This window comes from Synechococcus sp. MIT S9504, assembly GCF_047497135.1.
Lineage (GTDB): Bacteria > Cyanobacteriota > Cyanobacteriia > PCC-6307 > Cyanobiaceae > Synechococcus_C.
Map to the genome: position 1 here is coordinate 1,145,763 of NZ_CP138942.1, position 17,663 is coordinate 1,163,425.

Genomic DNA, 17,663 nt, shown 5'->3' on the forward strand with positions numbered 1-17,663 from the left:
GGCGGTTTTTTATGCGGATTCAGAAAGGACTACGGAACGCGCTAGGCCAAGCAGATGCCGGGTTGATTCACCAACTGAACGAAGGCCATGCTCTTCTCTGTAATCCTCGATGTACTGACGTAATTCGGGTTCAATGACGCAGGACAGACCAACACGCGGCGGCATGTACGTGGTAGACGCTGGAGCTGCCATTTCAAGCTGATAAGCGAGGTTGGTAATGGCAGATTAACGACGGGATATGGGAATCAAAACTCCCTAATTTGCCGCCAATTATTGGTCATGACAGCTCTAATCACCTGTGATCACGTTTTGACACTTGACGGCAAAAGACGCGAACAAATTACAAGCCTTTTCACTCTTTCGATACGTCTGTTCGTAACTGAATCAGCAGGTCTGCATGTTGCAACCGCAGACGCCTTGCCTTCAGCACTGCTGCAGGCAGACCAGGCCAATCGGCATCGTTGCCAAACAGGATTTGGTCATCTGTTCCACTCCAGTAAGCGGTCGCGCTGCACCTCTCTTCCAAAGCAATGCTCTTCAAAGCCTTGTGAAGCTCAAGGTCAAGATCAACCGTGAAGCGAACTGTTTCTTGCTTGTGCTTGATTCCGATCATGACTGCACCTCAGCGATCAGTTGATCAAGATTCGATTCGTCGTAGGTCTCAATCGAATCCGCGCGGCTCTTGCGCTTTGCCGTAACGCGCTGATCCTCTTCTTGCACTGCCGAGATCGTCAGCTCAACTAGGTGCTTGCGGATTGCAGCGATGTCGTAATGCACAGGGCCACGAGAACTGCCCGTGGCAAAGATCCAATGCTGTCCAGGCAGGAGCCTGCGCTGACGGCGCATAAGGCGAAGGGTGCTGTTTTCGAGACCAAGAAACTCTTGAGCTTCCTACTCTGGCACCCAGTGTGGGGTTTGATTCATTGCAGACAGACAGTGATCCTGCAACACGCAATCAGTGCATGTTCAGGGGGTCGTTTGAACTGTTTGTGCCTGCCTGCAATCGACTTGTCGCTGCCTATATGACAGGAGAGTTTCGAAGATTGCGGTTATCGGAGATCGTTAGATCAGATAGGAAGCAGATCTGGTCACACCTTCGCGGTTGGGCTCATTTTTAAGTGGTCCTCTCCGTACTGTGATCATATCCATCTTGAGGCGGAATCTGGCAAGAACTGCCAAAAGTCGTGTGCAAAACACCGCTAGGTGTGGTGCCGGTTGCACACCGTTTGCACACAGTCTTGATTGCTAATCTCTGAGAAACCAGTCGGGGCGACAGGATTCGAACCTGCGACCTAGTGCTCCCAAAGCACCCGCGCTACCAAACTGCGCCACGCCCCGTTACCCCCACATAGTAGGGCCTGACGGGGATCTGGCTGAAACAAGCTGCCGCAGTGGGTTTCCTTCTTGTGTCAGGTGTGGTCAGATAGGCGCAACTGACAGCCCGTTGTCACTCGTTTGTCACTCGGCTGTCACTCGCTTTGTCACTCGCCTTCAATGCCAAGCCGCAGCCATGCCCCTGACTGGGTGCTGGGACTGAGAAACCAGCTAAGAGCCACGGTGGGCACCGCTTATCGGGTGGGTGAGCAGCGGGGAAAAGCCAAGCTGGACGTCCGTTTTGCTGATGGCAGCAGGGTTACGGCAGTGCTGCCCGTGAAGTGGCTGCCTGCCCAGGCTGGAGCAATCCAGCGATCCGTTGAGGCCATCTCCCAGGCCATCGCTTCCGGTCGCACACTCAATGAAGCCCTGGATCTACAAACAGGTGAGGCGATTGCTGCCCCGGAGAGAGTGAAGTCATCAGCTCCATTGATTCAAATCTGGGAAGACTTCGGCCAGTACAAGGTCAAACAGACCGGTGAAATTAAACAATCAACCTGGGAGACCGTTTACGCCAAACGCAAAGCATCTGCCCAGGGCTGAAAATGCGATCGATGCCGAAGCCCTGCTGCTGGAGATCGGCAAAGCATGTAGCCCGGAGCCCGCAGCCGTCAGATTGCCTGCCAGCACATTGCAGCGATGCTCAAGTGGGCCGTTGGCAAAAAGTTGCTGCCTGCTGATCGCTGGACCCCGCCGCTGGATCTGAAGCCGTTTGTCGGCACCAAGGTGGGCAGCACTTCACAGTCGGTCCCGTTGACCGATGAGCAGATCCTGGCCCTGCTGGATTCGCTGCCGAATGATGCGGCAGGCAAGCGCTGGCAGTTTGTTTTCCAGCTGCTGGCCACCTATGGCCTTCGCCCAGTCGAAGTGTTGCATCTGGAGATCAGGCCAGATGGTCTGTGGTGCAACTACCAGAAGCGATCTGGTGGAGGGACTACTAAGCCTCGCAGATTGAAGCCTCTGCATCCTGAGTGGGAAACTGACTGGAATCTGCTCGAGCGCATCGCTGCAGATGAGCCATTTCCACCTTTCGGAGGCGGTGTTGCTGATGCTGCAAGGAGATACCTCGACCGGCAGCAAGGCTGGATCCCTTTGAAAGCCCTTGGCGTCACCAGTTATGGATTTCGTCATGGCTACGCGCACAGGGCTCACCAGCAATACGGACTAAGCGTGAGGGTGGCGTCTGCACCGATGGGTCACAGCAACGAAACCCACCTACGGCACTACGGGGCTTGGGTTGATCAGGACACTGTTGATGCTGCTTTTGAGGCGGGAATCCGTTATCGAGATCTTCTGAAGGGTTCAGTCCCCGCCAGTTTTTGACACTGCTCAGCACACCACCCTCACTGTCAGATTTATTACTTAGGTGAGTTGAGTTACTTGACTACCTGAGTTAAGTCGTTGCATCATCCGATCACTGGGAGAAAAACCCAGTCACCTTTAACAAAGGTGTCCCACCCAGCTGGAGCCAAGGCTGGGTCTGCGACTGAGTTCAGATCACAGAACGAAGTCGTTAAGGCAACTTGCAATCGACGTCGGAGCAGCTTCATGCTGGAAAACCGGCGCCCCATACGGAAGGGGTGAGTGGGTGAGAGTCCCCGTCCGTCCTCCAGATCAGGAGGTCCAGCACTAAGCAACGCGGCAACAAAGCAAACCAAACCCAACTAACTCAAGGCCGCGAGCCTGAGGTGGTTTCTGTTCCCGCTGCTGACTCACTGATGAATGATGATCGCTGGTTGCGAACCAGCGGAGCCGTTAGTGCTCTGAGCGTTTCACGCGCCACGCTGCTTCGCCGAAAAGTTGAGCAGGTCAATGCTGGGCTGGCAGAGCTCTCAGAACGTTTCGGCACCAGCCCCGACGTGACGGCAATGACTGAGTGGAACGCTGCAAGCAGCGCCATCTACGCAAGGTCGATGCTGCTTTCCGAGGAAGTTGCTGGAATGCAAGCCACCGTTAGCGATCTGCTTGAGCGAACCACCGCCATGGCAGAAGCTACAAAGACTGGTGAGCAGCTCCAGAAGCAGTCACTGGCATTGCTGAAAAACAATCAAGAGCAGATCAACGGCTCCTTTGCGACGTATCGCCGCGCATTGGCAGACCTGCAGGAGCAAACCAACGACGCCAGCCGTTCAGTCGGTGCTCTGAACACTGCTGCACAGGACAACCGAGAGATCATCGCCACTGCGGCAAACATCACGGAAGAGGCGATCAACATCGCTGGCCTGGAGGCAAAGAAGGCAGTCGACGAGGGCATGGAAGACCTGCTGAGCATCCTGTCCCTGGCACTAGAGGTGATGGGCATCAACGAGAAAGCTCTGGCCCTGCAGCTCAACACCGATGAGTTTGCCCCCAACCGAGGCGTCTTCCTAATTCGTGAATATCTGCGCAGGGTGAAGGACATCTACACGGCCAAAGGTAATGCCAGGAACAAGTAGTAACCCTTCATTTCAGAGCGAGGTCTTTAACCGATTATGTCTTAATGATGGGTGAGTACGTTATGAGAAGACCAGGTGAATATGATTCCTTGCCAATAGATATAAAATACAGAGTTGTTTCGTATTGTTTCTGGCTGCAAAAATTCAAATGACGTGCAGGAACGTGTTGAGTTATTAATAGTTGTATCTTTGCATTCCTTTTGATGTTTTTGCTAGGGGCCTCTTCTGCCCTGTCGTTCTTTGACAGTGCAGAAATTTCGGCAATTATTATTTCATTTTTATTTAAACTGGCGGGAGCTGTCGCTTTATGGATCGCCGGAGGCTGGCTGATCGGCCTGTCTTTGCGGGTCATGCGCCAGTCTTTAAAGAAATGGGCTCTCGACCCGACAGTCGTCAGATATCTCCTAAATATTCTTGGTGTCACCCTCAGGGTGGTTCTTGTTGTTGCAATCCTTGGATTCTTTGGAATTCAAACTGCAAGTTTCGCCGCACTCCTTGCTGGTGCTGGTGTTGCAATTGGCGCTGCTTGGAGCGGCATGCTCGGAAATTTCGCAGCAGGCGTATTTCTCCAGGTGTTACGCCCAGTCTCTACGGGAGATTATATTGATGGTGGTGGAGTTGAAGGAACAGTCAAAGAGGTGGGGATGTTCGTTACTTCGATTACTTCAATTGACAATGTTATTCATTACGTCCCCAACGGAAAACTCTTTAACGACACAATCAAGAACTATTCCGCCAATCCTTATAGGATGGTAGAGCTTGTTGCTCAACTTGATAACAGTGCAGACGTTGCACAAGCGATCAAATTATTGAAGGAAGGCATTAAATCTGTTCCGAACCAAATGGACGGTGTAGAAGCTGATGTCGAAGTCCTGGAATTCAGTGAACGTGGTCCTCGATTGGCGGTACGGCCTTACACTGACGTTACTAACTATTGGCAGGTTTACTTTGACACCAATCGCATGATTGTTGAAGTTCTAGGAAAAGCTGGCTTCCCCGTGCCTCGAATTCCAGTTGCAATGCAAGGTAGTTCTGTAAATTGATTTTTTGAAAGTGTGGTCAATTAATCTGGGCTTGACCTCACGATTCTCAAACTCAAAATCCATGAGGATCGGCAGTGGATTTAATTATTCTGAGAAACCATCAATACTTGGTGGCATGAGTGTGAGGGCCGGCCCATAAAACAGTGCCTAGGGATCCCTGCAGGCCATAACGATTCATCGGTGCTCAGGCGTCCCGGTGGATCGGGCTGCTGCTGAACGAGTATTGGCCGGAGTTGCTAGTTGATTGGTACCATGCTTCCTCCGGCACCCCACGCCAAGCCGCCTGCCACGCCTTTTAGCTGATCTTCGCTGAGTTCAGTCACCTTATCAGCAGTAAATTCGTGACCGTGTTCTTTAGCGATCCCTACGACGTCTTCAGGGGTCTTTGCCGCCTTTAGTTTGTCTTGAATGGACTGGTCATCCTTGGATTTGGCGATAAAAGCCCTGAGCTGTTCTATTGACATAGGTGTCAAGTCTTTTAATTATTTATAGCAACGGTCTGCCGCGGTGTCGTTAGCTAATAATTACTGCGCTCAATCGTGCCAGGTATTGAAGGCTGATTGTTGGTCTTTTTGGAGTGATTGAAGCAAAAAAAGCCCCCTCGGGGCTTTGATGAGTAGGCTCACAATCACCGCACCTAGTGTGACATTGGACAAGGCGGGAGGCATTGTCCGATGGCTCCGTACTCAAAGCTCTGATTGGCTCCACCAGCCACGCCTTCCAGTTCCTCTTCAGAAAGCTCTGATTGAGCCTTCTTCAAATCGTCAGTAGAGATACTAAATCCAGCCTCTTTCGCAATAGAAATCACAGTATCGGCATCCGAAGCTGCTTTGAGTTTCTCTTGAAGGCTGGTGTCACCTTTGACCTTTTCTAGAAAGGCTTTGAGTTGCTCTTCTGACATGGGTATCGGGAGTCTTTAACGGTTATAGCAATGGTCTGCTGCAGAGGCTTTGGCTAATACTTACTGCGCTCAATCGTGCAAGGTATTGAAGGCTGATTGATGCGGTTAGTCAGACGATTGAAGCAATCAAAAACCCTTGGGGCTTTGGAATGAGTAGGCTATTCACTTTGGACAAACTGCTAGCATCTTGGTACAACACTTTAACGTCATAATTAAGGTACTACAAGGATTGTAAAATGTTACGCCGTGACCTCCTCCAGCCACGCCTTCAATTTCTTCGTCTGAAAGCTCTGATTGAGCGTTCTTCAAGTCGTCAACAGAAACACCAAACCCAGCCTCTTTCGCAATCGCAAGAACTTCATCAGTATCAGCTGCAGCTTTGAGCTGTTCCTGAAGGCTGGTGTCGCCTTTGACCTTTTCTAAGAAAGCTTTGAGCTGTTCTTCTGACATGGGTGACTGGCCAGTACAGAAGGCTTAGCCATGGCAGGCTGCAGCGTCACCTGTACTCCGGGCACCATCCGCCCTGAAATGAGTCGAACTATCGGCCTTTAATCATCAGGCAGCGTTAGTCAGAGTCCATCCACAGCGTTGAAGCTCTTTCCAAAGAGCAACGGCATCCTCGTAACGCATGTACCGGCGTGTCTTCAGAAGCGGAGGATGACCTTCTGGCATGTCTTTGATGTGATCAACAATCACAAAGACATCATTTGTTGAACCAGTGGGGCTTGGATCGGAAAGGAAGCTGACCGTCTGGCAGTTATTCGCAATGGTCAGCAAGCCTTTCATTTGACGCGGTCTCGACAAATAAAAGCTACAACTGCTTGTATGTATCGGGTGACACTTGGTCGCCAAATGAGAGTCCTTGGATCGCTAGGCGGGCTCTGCAGCGTCTCCCGTACTCCGGGCACCATCCGGCATGGTCTGTCCAGGTAGGGCTCCAGTGTCACCGCGCTGCAGCCCTGGGCAATCGTGGCTAGTACTGGTGTCCTAGTTTTGTGGGTATGTCGGTTGACCACGGGTTTTACAGCTCACCCGAGTCAGAGAGGCCGGTGTTTTTGGACGTGGCTCCAGGCATGACGGTGATCGTGCGCCATGACCTTCTGACCGGAGAGAAGGATGACAAGGATTGGTGGATGGGGCAGGTGATCCACTGCGGCGGCGCTGCCCGTGATCCCTCTATGCACACCTGTTCCAGATCGCTGATGTGGATTCAGGCGTGATCCGCTGGGTCAATGCTGATCTGGTGACCCACATCCTTCCTGCGATCTAAGGGCGGTGTGACCAACCTCACAACCCTCCTTGAGGCAGGTCATCAAGTCAGCTGTCGAATGCGGAGATGGTGTGGCCATCGAGAGGAAACAAGCCTCCACCGCTTTCAGATCCATGCCTCATTTCGTGACCTTCGACGTCGTACCTCGACCCGAAAAGGACAGCTTTGGAAGCTTTGAGCCGAGGCATGCAAAGTTGCAGGAAGCTTCTACGAATGATGACCTGACCGGTCGGAAGGGTTTGAACTGGAGTGAAATCTGCGATGTAGGTACCTCGCTTAGACAGGCAGATGAGTTGACCGGCAGCTTTGATACTCGTGAAGTGAAACCCGTTGAGATTGGACAACCACCTGAACTAGCAATTGGCGGTCTCAAAGGTGGGCAAGAAGGAGAAGAACTGTTCCCAACCGATAGTGACCTCAACGATGTGGTGATCGGCGTTAAGGAGAAGGTCGGTGGCACTTTTGCTTTTGAAACGGGTGTCCCTGTTGAGGGATTGCATGACTCTGTTTATTGCGTCACCGCCGGTTGTGGTCAAAACACCCCTATTAGCACGGTTCAACCCGTTGAAGAGCCCCCTGGGATCGTCATCGATACAGAAGCTCCCTCGATGTCGATGCATCAAGGCGCGATGAACAGTGTTTGGGGCCAAGATTTAGCTGGAAACCTTCGTGATTTAGCTGGGAACGTTCGTGATGCAGCTGGAAATACTTCTAAGAGATACCGTCTTGGCCCCGGAGCTACTTTCGAAGACATAACCGAAACCTTCAAGCCAGTCCCTGGCATGCACAGCTTCGCTGGATCGCTCAGCCCTGTTCCTGGAGATAGCGACACTGCTGGACCACTTTGCAAGAGCTACCTGGAACCACAATTCGGTTGGGGTGAGATTTGCGATGTCGGCCTTTCCTGAGCCACAACGTTTCAACGCAATGCCCCGGTCTCATGAGTGTGGCTTTTCAGTGGTGATCCGCTGGGTCAACGCTGATCTGGTGACGCACATTCTGCCGAGGGAACCAGGGCAATAAAAAGCCCCGTACTTTGCGGGGCCGATGAATTTCATCGATGCCTTGGCAGCTCAGGCGTCGGCCATCTCCACGGCCGGCTCATCGAGCTTGAAAGAGAGGTGCAGCTGGTGCATCCCAATCACCTGCAGGCCACGGGCGCAACCACCAGCCAGGTTGCACTGAATGTGCTCCCGGTCCTCTGGGGTCAGAAGGGGGTTCTTCAGCTCGTGGATGTGCACGTGGATCTCGTCATTCACCGCAACACCAGCATCAAGAAGTCGGGTGAAATTAAAGATCATTCGAGCAGTGCAACGGCCCCAATTCTTGCCCTGGAGCTGAAGTGGTGCATGGATCAAAAGAGTTAGCCCGAAGAGGCAGATAGTCAGTCCCAAAGAGGCAAAAAGTCAGTGAAAACCTGTGCGCTGGATCAGATCTGAGCAATTTGCACCTGAACCTCCTGAAGTCTTTCCTGTCTCAATCCCCCAAAACCGTTGCACTGCAGTCGATCTCAGCGATTTAAAAAGCCTCTATAGCACAGATTTTGGAGACAATTTTCTAACATTCTTCTAACAGGGCCATTTCACAAAACTCAACGCAGAGTTTTTGATTGATGCCTACTTTGGGCAAACCAATTGCATTGACTGGCTTTTAGGGGAGTACAAGAGCACGTAATCATCGCCAAGAGCATTAAGCCCAGTTTGCTCGTGCAGAAACCGTCCGAAAGGTCCTGAAACCGAACCTCGACGGACGGTCGCTCCACTTCCATGCGTGATCCAGCGGGAATAGAACGAAAAGGTCCCACTCGGAGACACCCATGACTCAAGAACAACTCAAGGCATTCATCGCCAAAGTTCAAACCGATACTTCACTACAGGAACAGCTCAAAGCAGAAGGTGCAGACCCTGTTGCTATTGCCAAAGCTGCTGGTTTCGCGATTAGCACAGAAGACTTAAAAGCAAATCCCCAAGACTTGTCTCAGAGAGACCTTGAAAGTGCAGCTGGTGGAGCTAACTCCTGCGATATCTTAACTGCTATCGTATGGGATTCGTATATGGGAACCTGTTTTATTTGTAATAAGCACTAAATATGTGTAGTAAATGTGATGTGTGAGCCTACTCATCAAGCCCCTGCGCAGGGGCTTTTTATTGCTTCAATCACCACAAAAGGAGCATAAATTAGCCTTCAATGCCTGGTCCGAATCAGCGCAGTAAATATTAGCCAAATACGATGCAGTATATCGTTGCTATAGTTATTATGAACTCTCGTTAGCCATGTCTGAAGAACAACTTAAAGCCTTCCTCGAAAAAGTCAAAGGTGATTCCAGTCTTCAGGAGAAACTCAAAGCTGCTGCTAATTCCGATGCAGTTCTTGCGATTGCGAAAGAGGCTGGGTTTAGTATTTCTGCTGATGACCTAAACCAGGCTCAACTAACGCTTTCTGAAGAAGAGCTAGAAGGGGCGGCTGGAGGTAGTGAAACAAATTGCGGCTATCCAACAAAGTTTTGCATGGTGTGTGCAACCTGTGAACACCGAGTTGTTTATACCCAATGTCAGTAAGTTGTTAAAAGCCTACTCATTGCAAAGCCCCTGCCTCCGCAGAGGTTTTATTTCTTCAATCACCCCATACCCACCATTAATCAGACCCAAATAGCATCCGATACCTGGCACGATTGAGCGTAGTTGAGCAGAGATAGTCAGGGCTTAATTAGCAATCAAGTCTGCAGTCAACTAGCAACTCCGGCCAATACTCGTTCAGCGGCAGCAATCAACTCCGACTCCCTGGCGTCATCCAGCCAGGGCTAAGCAAGAAATAGGCCCTTGTCACTCGTTGTCACTCCTTTTAAGTGACTGATCGCTCAAAAGCGTTGGTGCGACTGGGTTGGGTCTTGGCTCATGGCGTGCTCCCAAAGCACCCGCGCTACCTAACTGCGCCACGCCCCGTTACCTGCACATACTAGGACCTGACGGGGATGTTGCCAAAACCTGTTGCTGCACAGGGTTTCGCTCTCCTGTCAGATATGATCAAAAAACACCATCCGCAAGCTTTTTATCGCAGCTTTGTCGCTAGCTCACAACTTTTTTCGCTAATTGTCTATGGCTAGGCATAGCCATTTTCCTGACTGAATTCTGGGCCTCTAAACCAGCTACGTTCAACAGCCTCCCCCGCATACAAGGTGATGGAGCAGAAATTATTAAGCAGATTGAGCATGATTCTCCAGACTGCTCAGAGGCGAGGTTAAATCGTATCGCTACACCCTACTTTCTCTTGTTTGCTCGTTCGTTCTATACCAGCTTGATAATGATAGAAAGCGGGTGAATTTAAAAATACTAAGGTTTTTGTCCTGAAAGTGTTAACTTTAAAACTCTAACTCGGAAATGCGGTTGGCCATTTATAAGATCTCAGATAGATTCAATTCAACTGATGCTTCTATGTGGCGAAAGATAAAGCATTCAGCTAACTGTGCTTCCTTGGCGTTCTTGAAGTTAGGTCCACCCAGCTCTGCAAAAGCCTTGATCGGAGCAGAAAGACATGCAAGAGAAGCCAATCGAACATCACTATACGCTTCAGAAAAGGAATAATTTTTCACTCCTAATGAAACTAAATGTGAGTGCCAGTGTGAAACAAGATCCTTAAAGTGACCGTGCCTTTCAGCGGGGGGCTCGCTACCAAGAATTAAAAAAGCAACGTCTATTGCAGCAGCACTAATAGTGACTGTCTGCCAATCAATGATGAGAATATTAGGATTATTCTGATCATTGTTGTCGATCAACAAGTTATCTGCTCTCAGATCTCCATGGACGATAGTCCGTGGACATTTTTGGAGTCGGCTAAAAATCTCATCATGACGCATGACATATTCATCTAACAAAGCTGTTGCTTCTTTCCCAATCCGTAGCCCGTAACATTCTTTGAGGTTTGACCACGAAGGCTGAGGATCCACACGAAACCAGAAGTCATCGGTTGGAAGCCATGGGTAAGAATATTGATCGCAAACCTGCCAGCAATCAGCATGCACACAAGCAATAGCTGAGAGTGATGCTTTTACTTCTACATTATTTAGACCATAAACCTGATCACCATTTTTCATTTGTGATAGATCCTCCATTAGGATCCAACCCTTTCCACCCTGCGAATACGAAGCGAAAATCTTGGGCAATCGACCGTTTACATGGGGGCTGATATGCCTATAAAATCCACTTTCTCTGTCGAAAGCCTTTGATTTTCTCCAACTGAAAAAAACTCTGGTCGGTTTGTATGTATTTTTAGAATGATAGATTCGGGCAAGCTATCATTCTTTTCTGAATATTTTGGAATAATACGAAAAATCCTAGAAAGAAACCCTGTAGACTCGCCAATAGGCTCGAGCTTAAGATCAAGAATCACCTGATACTTAATAAAGCCTGACTGACGTAAAACTGCTGTTAGCCAAGAAGAATTAACATTCAAGGGATTTTCAATTATTTGATTCAAACCGCTGATGTATAAAATGTATAACTTCTATTTTAAGACGGAACCATGATTTTTGACAAAAACTGTTTATCTTAAATATTTAGAGGTCTAAGTTATAACAAGCCGCTGTTCTATCGAGAGTGATAGGGCTTTGACAATTGCGATTTCAAGGCATCACCGCTTCCCTATAATTTTTGTCTTCTTGCAAAAACTATTTATCAATAAATATGTTATAAAGAAAATCTTTTATTCAGTATTTTAGTAAGGGTTACAGGTGTGCAAACCCAGCCTTACCTCGGTGAAGCTGCTGATTAAGGGCTCCTATACGCCCCACCAGCCTACAACAAAAACTTTCAACTATTAAGGACAGAAAACCAAGGTAGTTATTCCAAGGTAGGTATAAGACAATAGACTTAATCCAACGCACATAAGATAAGACTGGCGAGTTCATCATCACCAACTCCGGCCCGCCGGCCAGCGCGATTTAATAGAAATTTTTTCTAAGAAATGGCCGCACCATCGATACCCCGCAGAATCATTGAAGGCAATGCTGCACTTCACACAACAGTATTCAAGTCAATGGTGCACGTCTTTTAGTAGCAAGACCAGATCCAAGCAATATCAGAGGAAACAGATCCATGCTGAAAGTCACCCACCGCGGCGAAATTGTGCAGTTGCAGGTCACCAGCTGGGAAGTTCCCGACAGCATTCCGATCGATGGCCGAAAGGCTTGGATCGAAAGTCAGCACCGCGAGGCACAGCTGCCATCAGCGGCAGAAGCAGAACGCCAACGACGTAAGCGTGAACTTCTCAACGCCAGGATTCAGCAGCAACAGACTCAGGACACCATCGGTCAGCTGCAGGCTGATGTTGAGCAGGTCAATGCTGGGCTGGCAGAGCTCTCAGAACGTTTCGGCACCAGCCCCGACGTGACGGCAATGACTGAGTGGAACGCTGCAAGCAGCGCCATCTACGCAAGGTCGATGCTGCTTTCCGAGGAAGTTGCTGGAATGCAAGCCACCGTTAGCGATCTGCTTGAGCGAACCACCGCCATGGCAGAAGCTACAAAGACTGGTGAGCAGCTCCAGAAGCAGTCACTGGCATTGCCGAAAAACAATCAGGAGCAGATCAACGGCTCCTTCGAGACGTATCGCAGAGCTCTGGCTGACCTGCAAGCCCAAACGAACGACACCAGCCGTTCAGTCGGTGCTCTGAACACTGCTGCACAGGACAACCGAGAATTGATCGCCACTGCAGCCAACATCTCAGAAGAGGCGATCAACATCGCTGGCCTTCAGGCAAAAAAAGCGGTCGACGAGGGCATGGAAGACATGCTCGCAATCCTGTCTCTGGCACTAGAGGTGATGAGCATCAACGAGAAAGCTCTGGCCCTGCAGCTCAACACCGATGAGTTTGCCCCCAACCGAGGCGTCTTCCTAACTCGTGAATATCTGCGCAGGGTGAAGGACATCCACAGCGGCAAGGGCAACGCCAGAGATGCCGACATCGAAGGACCGCTGCTTTGACCTTCAATGCAAAAGAGCTACATCAACCCGATATTGGGGATTGATTAGTGGCATGAATGCGGGGGCCGGTCCATAAGGCAGTGCCTAAGGGATCCCTGCAGGCCATAACGATTCAACGGTGCTCGGGCGTCCCGGTGGATCGGGCTGTGGCTGGCTTGAATTGAAGTTGTCCAGACCACAGGGTGCACTTGCAAATCAACGTCAGGGAATCGTTATTGACCAGGTATCACCACAAAGATCAATGCATGTTCGGCTTATGAAGCCGAGATTCATTTGGGTCGCTTACAACGTGTTTTACATCAGGGATACTCGTTTCATATCACCTTGAGGTGCAACAGCCGTCAGTTTTTGATTGCGAAAGGATTGAGGCGTGATGTGCTGCTAGCAGTGCTTGCCAAGGCACAAGCCAAGGTGCCGCATAAGTTGCATGCCGTTTGCTTGATGGCAAATCACCTGTATTTGTTTCTGCGTCCTGATGATGCACGCCAACTGCCAAAGCTGATGCACTGGTTTGGCTGGTATTCAGCGATGGCACTCAACCGCTTGAGTGGTCGTTGCGGGCACTTCTGGTAGGCAAGGTATTACGCCACTGCCATCGCAGCGAAAGACCACAGGCGAGTGGTGAATACCTTGCGGTATATCCACGCCAACCCGAAAGCAGCTGGAGTGCGTAAGGATTTTTATGACCCCTATTCCAACTACGGGCACTACGGCAGGTTGGCGAGTGATGGCAACAGCGAATGGCACCCCAGCTTTCTGCAACTGGCATCAAGCCTGAAGGGATGCTCCAGGCGATATGAGCGGTTCTGCCTGAAGTATCGCCATCACAGCAAATGGGCAGCTAAATGCCATTGGGGCTCAAGGATGCTGAAGCGATTGGTTGGGAGCAGTAGAAGCAAGCAAAAACGGGTCTCACCAGGTCGACAGCAACTCCCATTTTCAATTGATGTTCGGCTCAATCAAATCCCAGAGGAGTGGCATCAAGTTGCGGTGAGATTTAGACGAGCCAATGGCATCCGTGATGGTGATAGGGAGCAAAGTATTTGGCAGTTGCGTTGAGGGGATATGAATAGATGTAGGACTAAAGAAAGCTGAGGCTTTGTTTGCTCTGCCTTGTATTTTTTGTGGATGGATTAGGCGACTAGATGGGTGAACGCTTTGGCTGTTTTGTGGATAATGGTGCCAGGTATTGAAGGCTGATTGTTGGTCTTTTTGGAGTGATTGAAGCAATAAAAAGCCCCTGCGTTTGCAGGGGCTTTGATTCATCATTCAATATACTAAATTCGCAGCCAGCCAGTACAGCCGCCAGCCAACGGGGAATTCGTTAGACAGTGGCCGCCGCCAGCCACGCCTTCCAGTTCCTCTTCACTGTGTTCAGCGATCTTATCAGCAGTGAATTCGTGGCCGTGCTCTTTAGCGATCCCTACGACGTCTTCAGGAGTCTTTGCTGCCTTTAGTTTGTCTTGAAGACTTTTGTCGTCTTTGACCTTCTCAAGAAAGGCTTTAAGCTGTTCTAAGGACATGGGTGTTAGGCTTTTTTGCAGTTATAGCAAGTCCGCTGAAGTGTCTTTAGCTAATACTTAATGCACTCAATCGTGCCAGGTATTGGAGGCTGAATTATGGGATTATTCAGACTATTGAAGTAATAAAAAGCCCCTACGACAGCAGGAGGTTTGATAAGTAGAATCTTACGAGAAATCTATTAGCAAGAAAATATCTTCGGGAATCTCAGACTATCCACAGTTGGGTGGTCTGCAAGTGATAAAGGTAGGTATGACCGCACGGAGGCCCACAGCCACGCCTTCCAGTTCCTCTTCACTGAGTTCAGCGATCTTGTCAGCAGTGATTTCGTGGCCGTGCTCTTTAGCGATCGCTACGACGTCTTCAGGAGTCTTTGCTGCTTTTAGTTTATCTTGAATGGTCTGGTCATCCCTGGCTTTGGCGATAAAAGCCTTGAGTTGTTCTTCTGACATAAGTATCTGAAGTCTTTAACGGTTATGGCAACACCCTGCTACAATATCTCCAGTTAATAATTACTGCGTTACTGCGCTCAATCGTGCCAGGTATTGAAGGCTGATTTGTTGGCTGTTTGGGTGATTGAAGAGACAAAAAGCCCCTGCCGCTGCAGGAGCTTTTGATGGATTAGTTTAAAGGGTGTTAAGTAGACTGCTAATCAGTAAGTTCAGCACAGCCAAGCCTAGGATTAGCGCCGCACTGCGGCACGCAGCCAATGGTGTTTAGCGTATAAGCGCAGCGCCAACAATTGACAGTTTTGGACCAGGTTCCCCCAGCTCAAACCTCAAGCTTTACATCAGACAGGTTTTGGCGATGAATGTTTAAGTCATCTGCGGTAATGGAGAAGCCTGCAGCCTTTGCAATAGAAACAATATCAACTCCTTCTGCCTTGAGCTGTTCCTGCAGTGAAGTATCGGCTTGAACCTTAGTGATGAATGCTTTGAGTTGATCTTCTCACATGTGTTTCAGGAGTCTTTGATGATTATAATGACATACGGAAACTGTAGCTGAGAAAGTTTTGATTGTCTCTAGGGAGTGATCTGACTAACCACCAATGTCCATGCAAGATACACATTTGGGTTGCAAATAACTCCAAAATTTTAGCTTTAATCGTCACACCGAGTGTATATACCAGAGGTGTAATAGTAACAATGTTTATTATCAGAATTACCTCCACTCACGTTTTCAAGTTCTTCTTCTGAAAGTTTTGAAAACGTCTGCAATTCATCAACAGTAATACTAAATCCTGCTTCTTTCGCCATCGCAAGAGCTGCTTCAACATCAGCAGCAGCTTTCAGCTTCTCCTGAAGACTGGTGTCGCCTTTGACTTTCTCCAGGAATGCCTTGAGTTGCTCTTCTGACATGGGTGACTGGCCAGTACAGAAGGCTTAGCCATGGCCAGCTGCAGCGTCACCCGTACTCCGGGCACCATCCGGCCTGGCCCTTCTAAAAGGAGCTGAGCAGACTCTCCCATTCAGGACTAGTACTGGTTTCCTAGTTTTGTGGGTTTGTCGGTTGACCACGGGGTTTACAGCTCACCCGAGTCAGAGAGGCCGGTGTTTCTGGATGTCGCTCCAGGCATGACAGTTGTCGTGAAACACGATTACCTGCCGGGCGAAAAGGCCGACAAGGATTGGTGGATGGGGCAGGTGATCCACTGCGGTGGTGCTGCCCGTGATCCCTCCATGCACAACCTGTTTCAGATCGCCGATGTGGATTCAGGCGTGATCCGCTGGGTCAACGCTGATCTGGTGACGCACATCCTTCCCGGTACCGACTAAGGCCAAGTTGGTGCCGGTCGATCCACGCTGACCCAGATTGATCCGGCTTATGCCAACACCCAGGGAGACGATTAGTTTCCGTGCTTATGGAGAGCCCTCGTGGCAGCCAGCAAGCCACTGGAGAGCCGAGATGAGAAACATACCCAATGCTCTGCCTGCACTGCTGTTGGCTATGGGTGTTTTCTTTAATCCAGTTTCTGCCTATCCGACCGAGGCGTGGTTTGAATTGCTGATCGACAAGATGTGTGAGCTCACCGCGGAGAAAGGTCAAGTCGGTGAGGTGGGAACAGAGTCGGTGGATTACGTGCTCAAGCAAGGCTATGGACCTGAGTTCACCGCATACGCCTTGTCAGCTGGCGAGCAAGGTTTTGGTGTGGCAATAGCGAAAGGTCTTCTTGCAACCTGTCCAGATATTTACCCAACTGACCCGGATTGATCCTGGTGGTAAATCCGCTACATGAAGTCCAGCGTACCCATTGGTTGGGCGCATTGCTGTATCTGGTTCTGTACATCCATCGCCAGTCATTCCGAGGGCCTCTGAAACTGGGTCTCATTCGATAGCGCCTGTGCTGTACACCACGAGGGAGATAGGACTTCGCGATTTGAGCGGCCTCCTGAGGTTGAGGTCCCTGCTCGATCAACAGAGCTTTGGCATTCGTGACAGAGCCAATGCCCAGCGTGAGGAAAAGGGTGTAGACGAAGAGTGACTTGATCGACATGGCTTTAAGAAGTGAATGTGTGGGGTGTTGCCCCCTCGACTCCCTCAAGGTCACAGCCCTTCTGGTGAACCCCACTACACGGCACTGATGTAGACCCCACGAGGTTCTGGTGCGCTTCTGGTAAATAGGTCAGAACTAAGTCAACACCTAGTTGAGCAACGCCTTGACCAGATTGATCTCTGCTCAACTGCGCTCAATCGTGCCAGGTATTGAAGCTTGCTTTGTAGGCTTTTGATGGTTCTTAAGATCAACCAAAGCGGACTATCAGTTCTTCCAAATTTCAAAATTCAGCTATTTCTTGCAACAATGCATAGTACGATCAGCACACGCAGTCACAAGGGTGGAAACGAAATCCCAAGTTATATCCCCACCCCCAGCCGCGCTTTCTAGTTCTTTATCGGAAAGTTCTGATTGAGCCTTCTTCAAATCGTCAGCCGAAATACTAAACCCAGCCTCCTTGGCAATCGCAAGAACAGCATCAGCATCAGCCGCTGCTTTGAGCTTCTCCTGAAGCGTGGTGTTGCCTTTGACCTTCTCTATGAATGCCTTGAGTTGTCCCTCTGACATGGGTATCGGGTCTATTCAGAAGTCATAGCAACGACCTGCTGTTGTATCTTTGGTTAATATTTACTGCGCTCATTCGGTCC

General features: G+C 49.8%; 24 protein-coding genes, 1 tRNA gene and 3 pseudogenes. 12 read left to right on the forward strand and 16 right to left on the reverse strand.

Going from position 1 to position 17,663, the window contains the following annotated elements; genetic code table 11:
- Positions 1 to 9: 9 nt before the first annotated feature.
- From SIB58_RS06645 to SIB58_RS06660, 4 genes are all read right to left on the reverse strand, one after another.
- A complete protein-coding gene (locus SIB58_RS06645) occupies positions 10 to 165 on the reverse strand; it encodes a hypothetical protein (protein WP_156486533.1) in 156 nt (51 codons plus the stop codon).
- Between the two features lie 187 nt (positions 166 to 352).
- Complete coding sequence (locus SIB58_RS06650) at positions 353 to 613, reverse strand: hypothetical protein (RefSeq protein WP_066907283.1); 261 nt, start codon at positions 611 to 613, stop codon at positions 353 to 355.
- Positions 610 to 846 carry a hypothetical protein gene (locus tag SIB58_RS06655; RefSeq protein ID WP_231857057.1) on the reverse strand — a complete coding sequence of 79 codons (237 nt, stop codon included), beginning with the start codon at positions 844 to 846 and terminating at the stop codon, positions 610 to 612. The genes SIB58_RS06650 and SIB58_RS06655 overlap by 4 nt, the downstream gene beginning before the upstream one ends.
- A 418-nt stretch (positions 847 to 1,264) precedes the next feature.
- Positions 1,265 to 1,338: transfer RNA gene (locus SIB58_RS06660), tRNA-Pro, on the reverse strand.
- A 156-nt stretch (positions 1,339 to 1,494) separates the two neighbouring features.
- Between SIB58_RS06660 and SIB58_RS06665 the strand changes: the two genes are divergently transcribed.
- The 4 genes from SIB58_RS06665 to SIB58_RS06680 all read left to right on the forward strand — a co-directional run bounded on the left by SIB58_RS06665 (position 1,495) and on the right by SIB58_RS06680 (position 4,852).
- Positions 1,495 to 1,917 (forward strand): hypothetical protein, encoded by a 423-nt coding sequence (locus tag SIB58_RS06665; protein WP_066907287.1) that lies wholly within the window; start codon positions 1,495 to 1,497, stop codon positions 1,915 to 1,917.
- A gap of 96 nt (positions 1,918 to 2,013) precedes the next feature.
- Positions 2,014 to 2,697, forward strand: coding sequence for a hypothetical protein (locus SIB58_RS06670; RefSeq protein WP_067325522.1), 684 nt, complete (start codon positions 2,014 to 2,016; stop codon positions 2,695 to 2,697).
- Positions 2,698 to 3,062: 365 nt separating this feature from the next.
- Entirely contained in the window at positions 3,063 to 3,809 is a 747-nt protein-coding gene (locus tag SIB58_RS06675) for a hypothetical protein (RefSeq protein WP_066907293.1), read from the forward strand.
- 203 nt (positions 3,810 to 4,012) lie between these two features.
- Positions 4,013 to 4,852, forward strand: coding sequence for a mechanosensitive ion channel family protein (locus SIB58_RS06680; RefSeq protein WP_066907296.1), 840 nt, complete (start codon positions 4,013 to 4,015; stop codon positions 4,850 to 4,852).
- A 236-nt stretch (positions 4,853 to 5,088) separates the two neighbouring features.
- Here the strand turns inward: SIB58_RS06680 and SIB58_RS06685 are convergent, their stop codons facing one another.
- The 4 genes from SIB58_RS06685 to SIB58_RS06700 form a co-directional block, all read right to left on the reverse strand.
- Positions 5,089 to 5,316, reverse strand: coding sequence for a Nif11-like leader peptide family natural product precursor (locus SIB58_RS06685; RefSeq protein WP_067325520.1), 228 nt, complete (start codon positions 5,314 to 5,316; stop codon positions 5,089 to 5,091).
- 173 nt (positions 5,317 to 5,489) lie between these two features.
- Entirely contained in the window at positions 5,490 to 5,753 is a 264-nt protein-coding gene (locus tag SIB58_RS06690; RefSeq protein ID WP_066907302.1) for a Nif11-like leader peptide family natural product precursor, read from the reverse strand.
- A 162-nt stretch (positions 5,754 to 5,915) separates the two neighbouring features.
- The gene (locus SIB58_RS06695) at positions 5,916 to 6,203 is read right to left on the reverse strand and encodes a Nif11-like leader peptide family natural product precursor (RefSeq protein WP_074159307.1); all 288 of its coding nucleotides are present in this window, start codon (positions 6,201 to 6,203) and stop codon (positions 5,916 to 5,918) included.
- A 105-nt stretch (positions 6,204 to 6,308) separates the two neighbouring features.
- The gene (locus SIB58_RS06700) at positions 6,309 to 6,539 is read right to left on the reverse strand and encodes a DUF1651 domain-containing protein (protein WP_066907305.1); all 231 of its coding nucleotides are present in this window, start codon (positions 6,537 to 6,539) and stop codon (positions 6,309 to 6,311) included.
- Positions 6,540 to 6,826: 287 nt separating this feature from the next.
- Between SIB58_RS06700 and SIB58_RS06705 the strand changes: the two are divergent.
- Together SIB58_RS06705 and SIB58_RS06710 are read left to right on the forward strand one after the other, a co-directional pair.
- Positions 6,827 to 7,023: pseudogene (locus SIB58_RS06705) on the forward strand (DUF3104 domain-containing protein).
- Between the two features lie 113 nt (positions 7,024 to 7,136).
- Positions 7,137 to 7,931 carry a hypothetical protein gene (locus SIB58_RS06710; RefSeq protein WP_156486532.1) on the forward strand — a complete coding sequence of 265 codons (795 nt, stop codon included), beginning with the start codon at positions 7,137 to 7,139 and terminating at the stop codon, positions 7,929 to 7,931.
- A 165-nt stretch (positions 7,932 to 8,096) separates the two neighbouring features.
- On the opposite strand, the gene SIB58_RS06715 is transcribed toward SIB58_RS06710, so the two are convergent.
- Positions 8,097 to 8,324 (reverse strand): hypothetical protein, encoded by a 228-nt coding sequence (locus tag SIB58_RS06715; RefSeq protein ID WP_156486531.1) that lies wholly within the window; start codon positions 8,322 to 8,324, stop codon positions 8,097 to 8,099.
- Between the two features lie 515 nt (positions 8,325 to 8,839).
- Here SIB58_RS06715 and SIB58_RS06720 point away from each other — a divergent pair.
- Complete coding sequence (locus SIB58_RS06720) at positions 8,840 to 9,109, forward strand: Nif11-like leader peptide family natural product precursor (RefSeq protein ID WP_066907316.1); 270 nt, start codon at positions 8,840 to 8,842, stop codon at positions 9,107 to 9,109.
- A gap of 187 nt (positions 9,110 to 9,296) precedes the next feature.
- A complete protein-coding gene (locus SIB58_RS06725) occupies positions 9,297 to 9,581 on the forward strand; it encodes a Nif11-like leader peptide family natural product precursor (protein WP_066907319.1) in 285 nt (94 codons plus the stop codon).
- Positions 9,582 to 10,414: 833 nt separating this feature from the next.
- On the opposite strand, the gene SIB58_RS06730 is transcribed toward SIB58_RS06725, so the two are convergent.
- Entirely contained in the window at positions 10,415 to 11,302 is an 888-nt protein-coding gene (locus tag SIB58_RS06730) for an ecdysteroid 22-kinase family protein (protein ID WP_255355640.1), read from the reverse strand.
- A gap of 811 nt (positions 11,303 to 12,113) precedes the next feature.
- On the opposite strand from SIB58_RS06730, the gene SIB58_RS06735 reads away from it, so the two are divergent.
- Positions 12,114 to 13,001 carry a hypothetical protein gene (locus SIB58_RS06735; protein ID WP_067325511.1) on the forward strand — a complete coding sequence of 296 codons (888 nt, stop codon included), beginning with the start codon at positions 12,114 to 12,116 and terminating at the stop codon, positions 12,999 to 13,001.
- Between the two features lie 273 nt (positions 13,002 to 13,274).
- A pseudogene (locus SIB58_RS06740) lies at positions 13,275 to 14,060 on the forward strand (transposase).
- Here the strand turns inward: SIB58_RS06740 and SIB58_RS06745 are convergent.
- The 5 genes and pseudogenes from SIB58_RS06745 to SIB58_RS06765 form a co-directional block, all read right to left on the reverse strand.
- Complete coding sequence (locus SIB58_RS06745) at positions 13,941 to 14,267, reverse strand: hypothetical protein (protein WP_197461089.1); 327 nt, start codon at positions 14,265 to 14,267, stop codon at positions 13,941 to 13,943. The pseudogene SIB58_RS06740 and the gene SIB58_RS06745 sit on opposite strands and share 120 nt — an antisense overlap.
- An 11-nt stretch (positions 14,268 to 14,278) precedes the next feature.
- Positions 14,279 to 14,524: a Nif11-like leader peptide family natural product precursor gene (locus tag SIB58_RS06750; RefSeq protein ID WP_066907329.1), complete on the reverse strand. Its 246-nt coding sequence runs from the start codon at positions 14,522 to 14,524 to the stop codon at positions 14,279 to 14,281.
- Positions 14,525 to 14,734: 210 nt separating this feature from the next.
- A complete protein-coding gene (locus tag SIB58_RS06755) occupies positions 14,735 to 14,974 on the reverse strand; it encodes a Nif11-like leader peptide family natural product precursor (protein ID WP_066907331.1) in 240 nt (79 codons plus the stop codon).
- A 319-nt stretch (positions 14,975 to 15,293) separates the two neighbouring features.
- Positions 15,294 to 15,470: pseudogene (locus tag SIB58_RS06760) on the reverse strand (Nif11-like leader peptide family natural product precursor); the annotation flags it as partial.
- Between the two features lie 152 nt (positions 15,471 to 15,622).
- A complete protein-coding gene (locus tag SIB58_RS06765; RefSeq protein ID WP_066907334.1) occupies positions 15,623 to 15,880 on the reverse strand; it encodes a Nif11-like leader peptide family natural product precursor in 258 nt (85 codons plus the stop codon).
- Positions 15,881 to 16,018: 138 nt separating this feature from the next.
- Between SIB58_RS06765 and SIB58_RS06770 the strand changes: the two genes are divergently transcribed.
- Together SIB58_RS06770 and SIB58_RS06775 are read left to right on the forward strand one after the other, a co-directional pair.
- Positions 16,019 to 16,297 (forward strand): DUF3104 domain-containing protein, encoded by a 279-nt coding sequence (locus tag SIB58_RS06770; RefSeq protein ID WP_369818619.1) that lies wholly within the window; start codon positions 16,019 to 16,021, stop codon positions 16,295 to 16,297.
- Between the two features lie 130 nt (positions 16,298 to 16,427).
- Positions 16,428 to 16,733 (forward strand): hypothetical protein, encoded by a 306-nt coding sequence (locus SIB58_RS06775; RefSeq protein ID WP_156486528.1) that lies wholly within the window; start codon positions 16,428 to 16,430, stop codon positions 16,731 to 16,733.
- A gap of 574 nt (positions 16,734 to 17,307) precedes the next feature.
- On the opposite strand, the gene SIB58_RS06780 is transcribed toward SIB58_RS06775, so the two are convergent.
- Positions 17,308 to 17,583 carry a Nif11-like leader peptide family natural product precursor gene (locus SIB58_RS06780; RefSeq protein WP_066907340.1) on the reverse strand — a complete coding sequence of 92 codons (276 nt, stop codon included), beginning with the start codon at positions 17,581 to 17,583 and terminating at the stop codon, positions 17,308 to 17,310.
- Between the last annotated feature and the right edge of the window lie 80 nt (positions 17,584 to 17,663).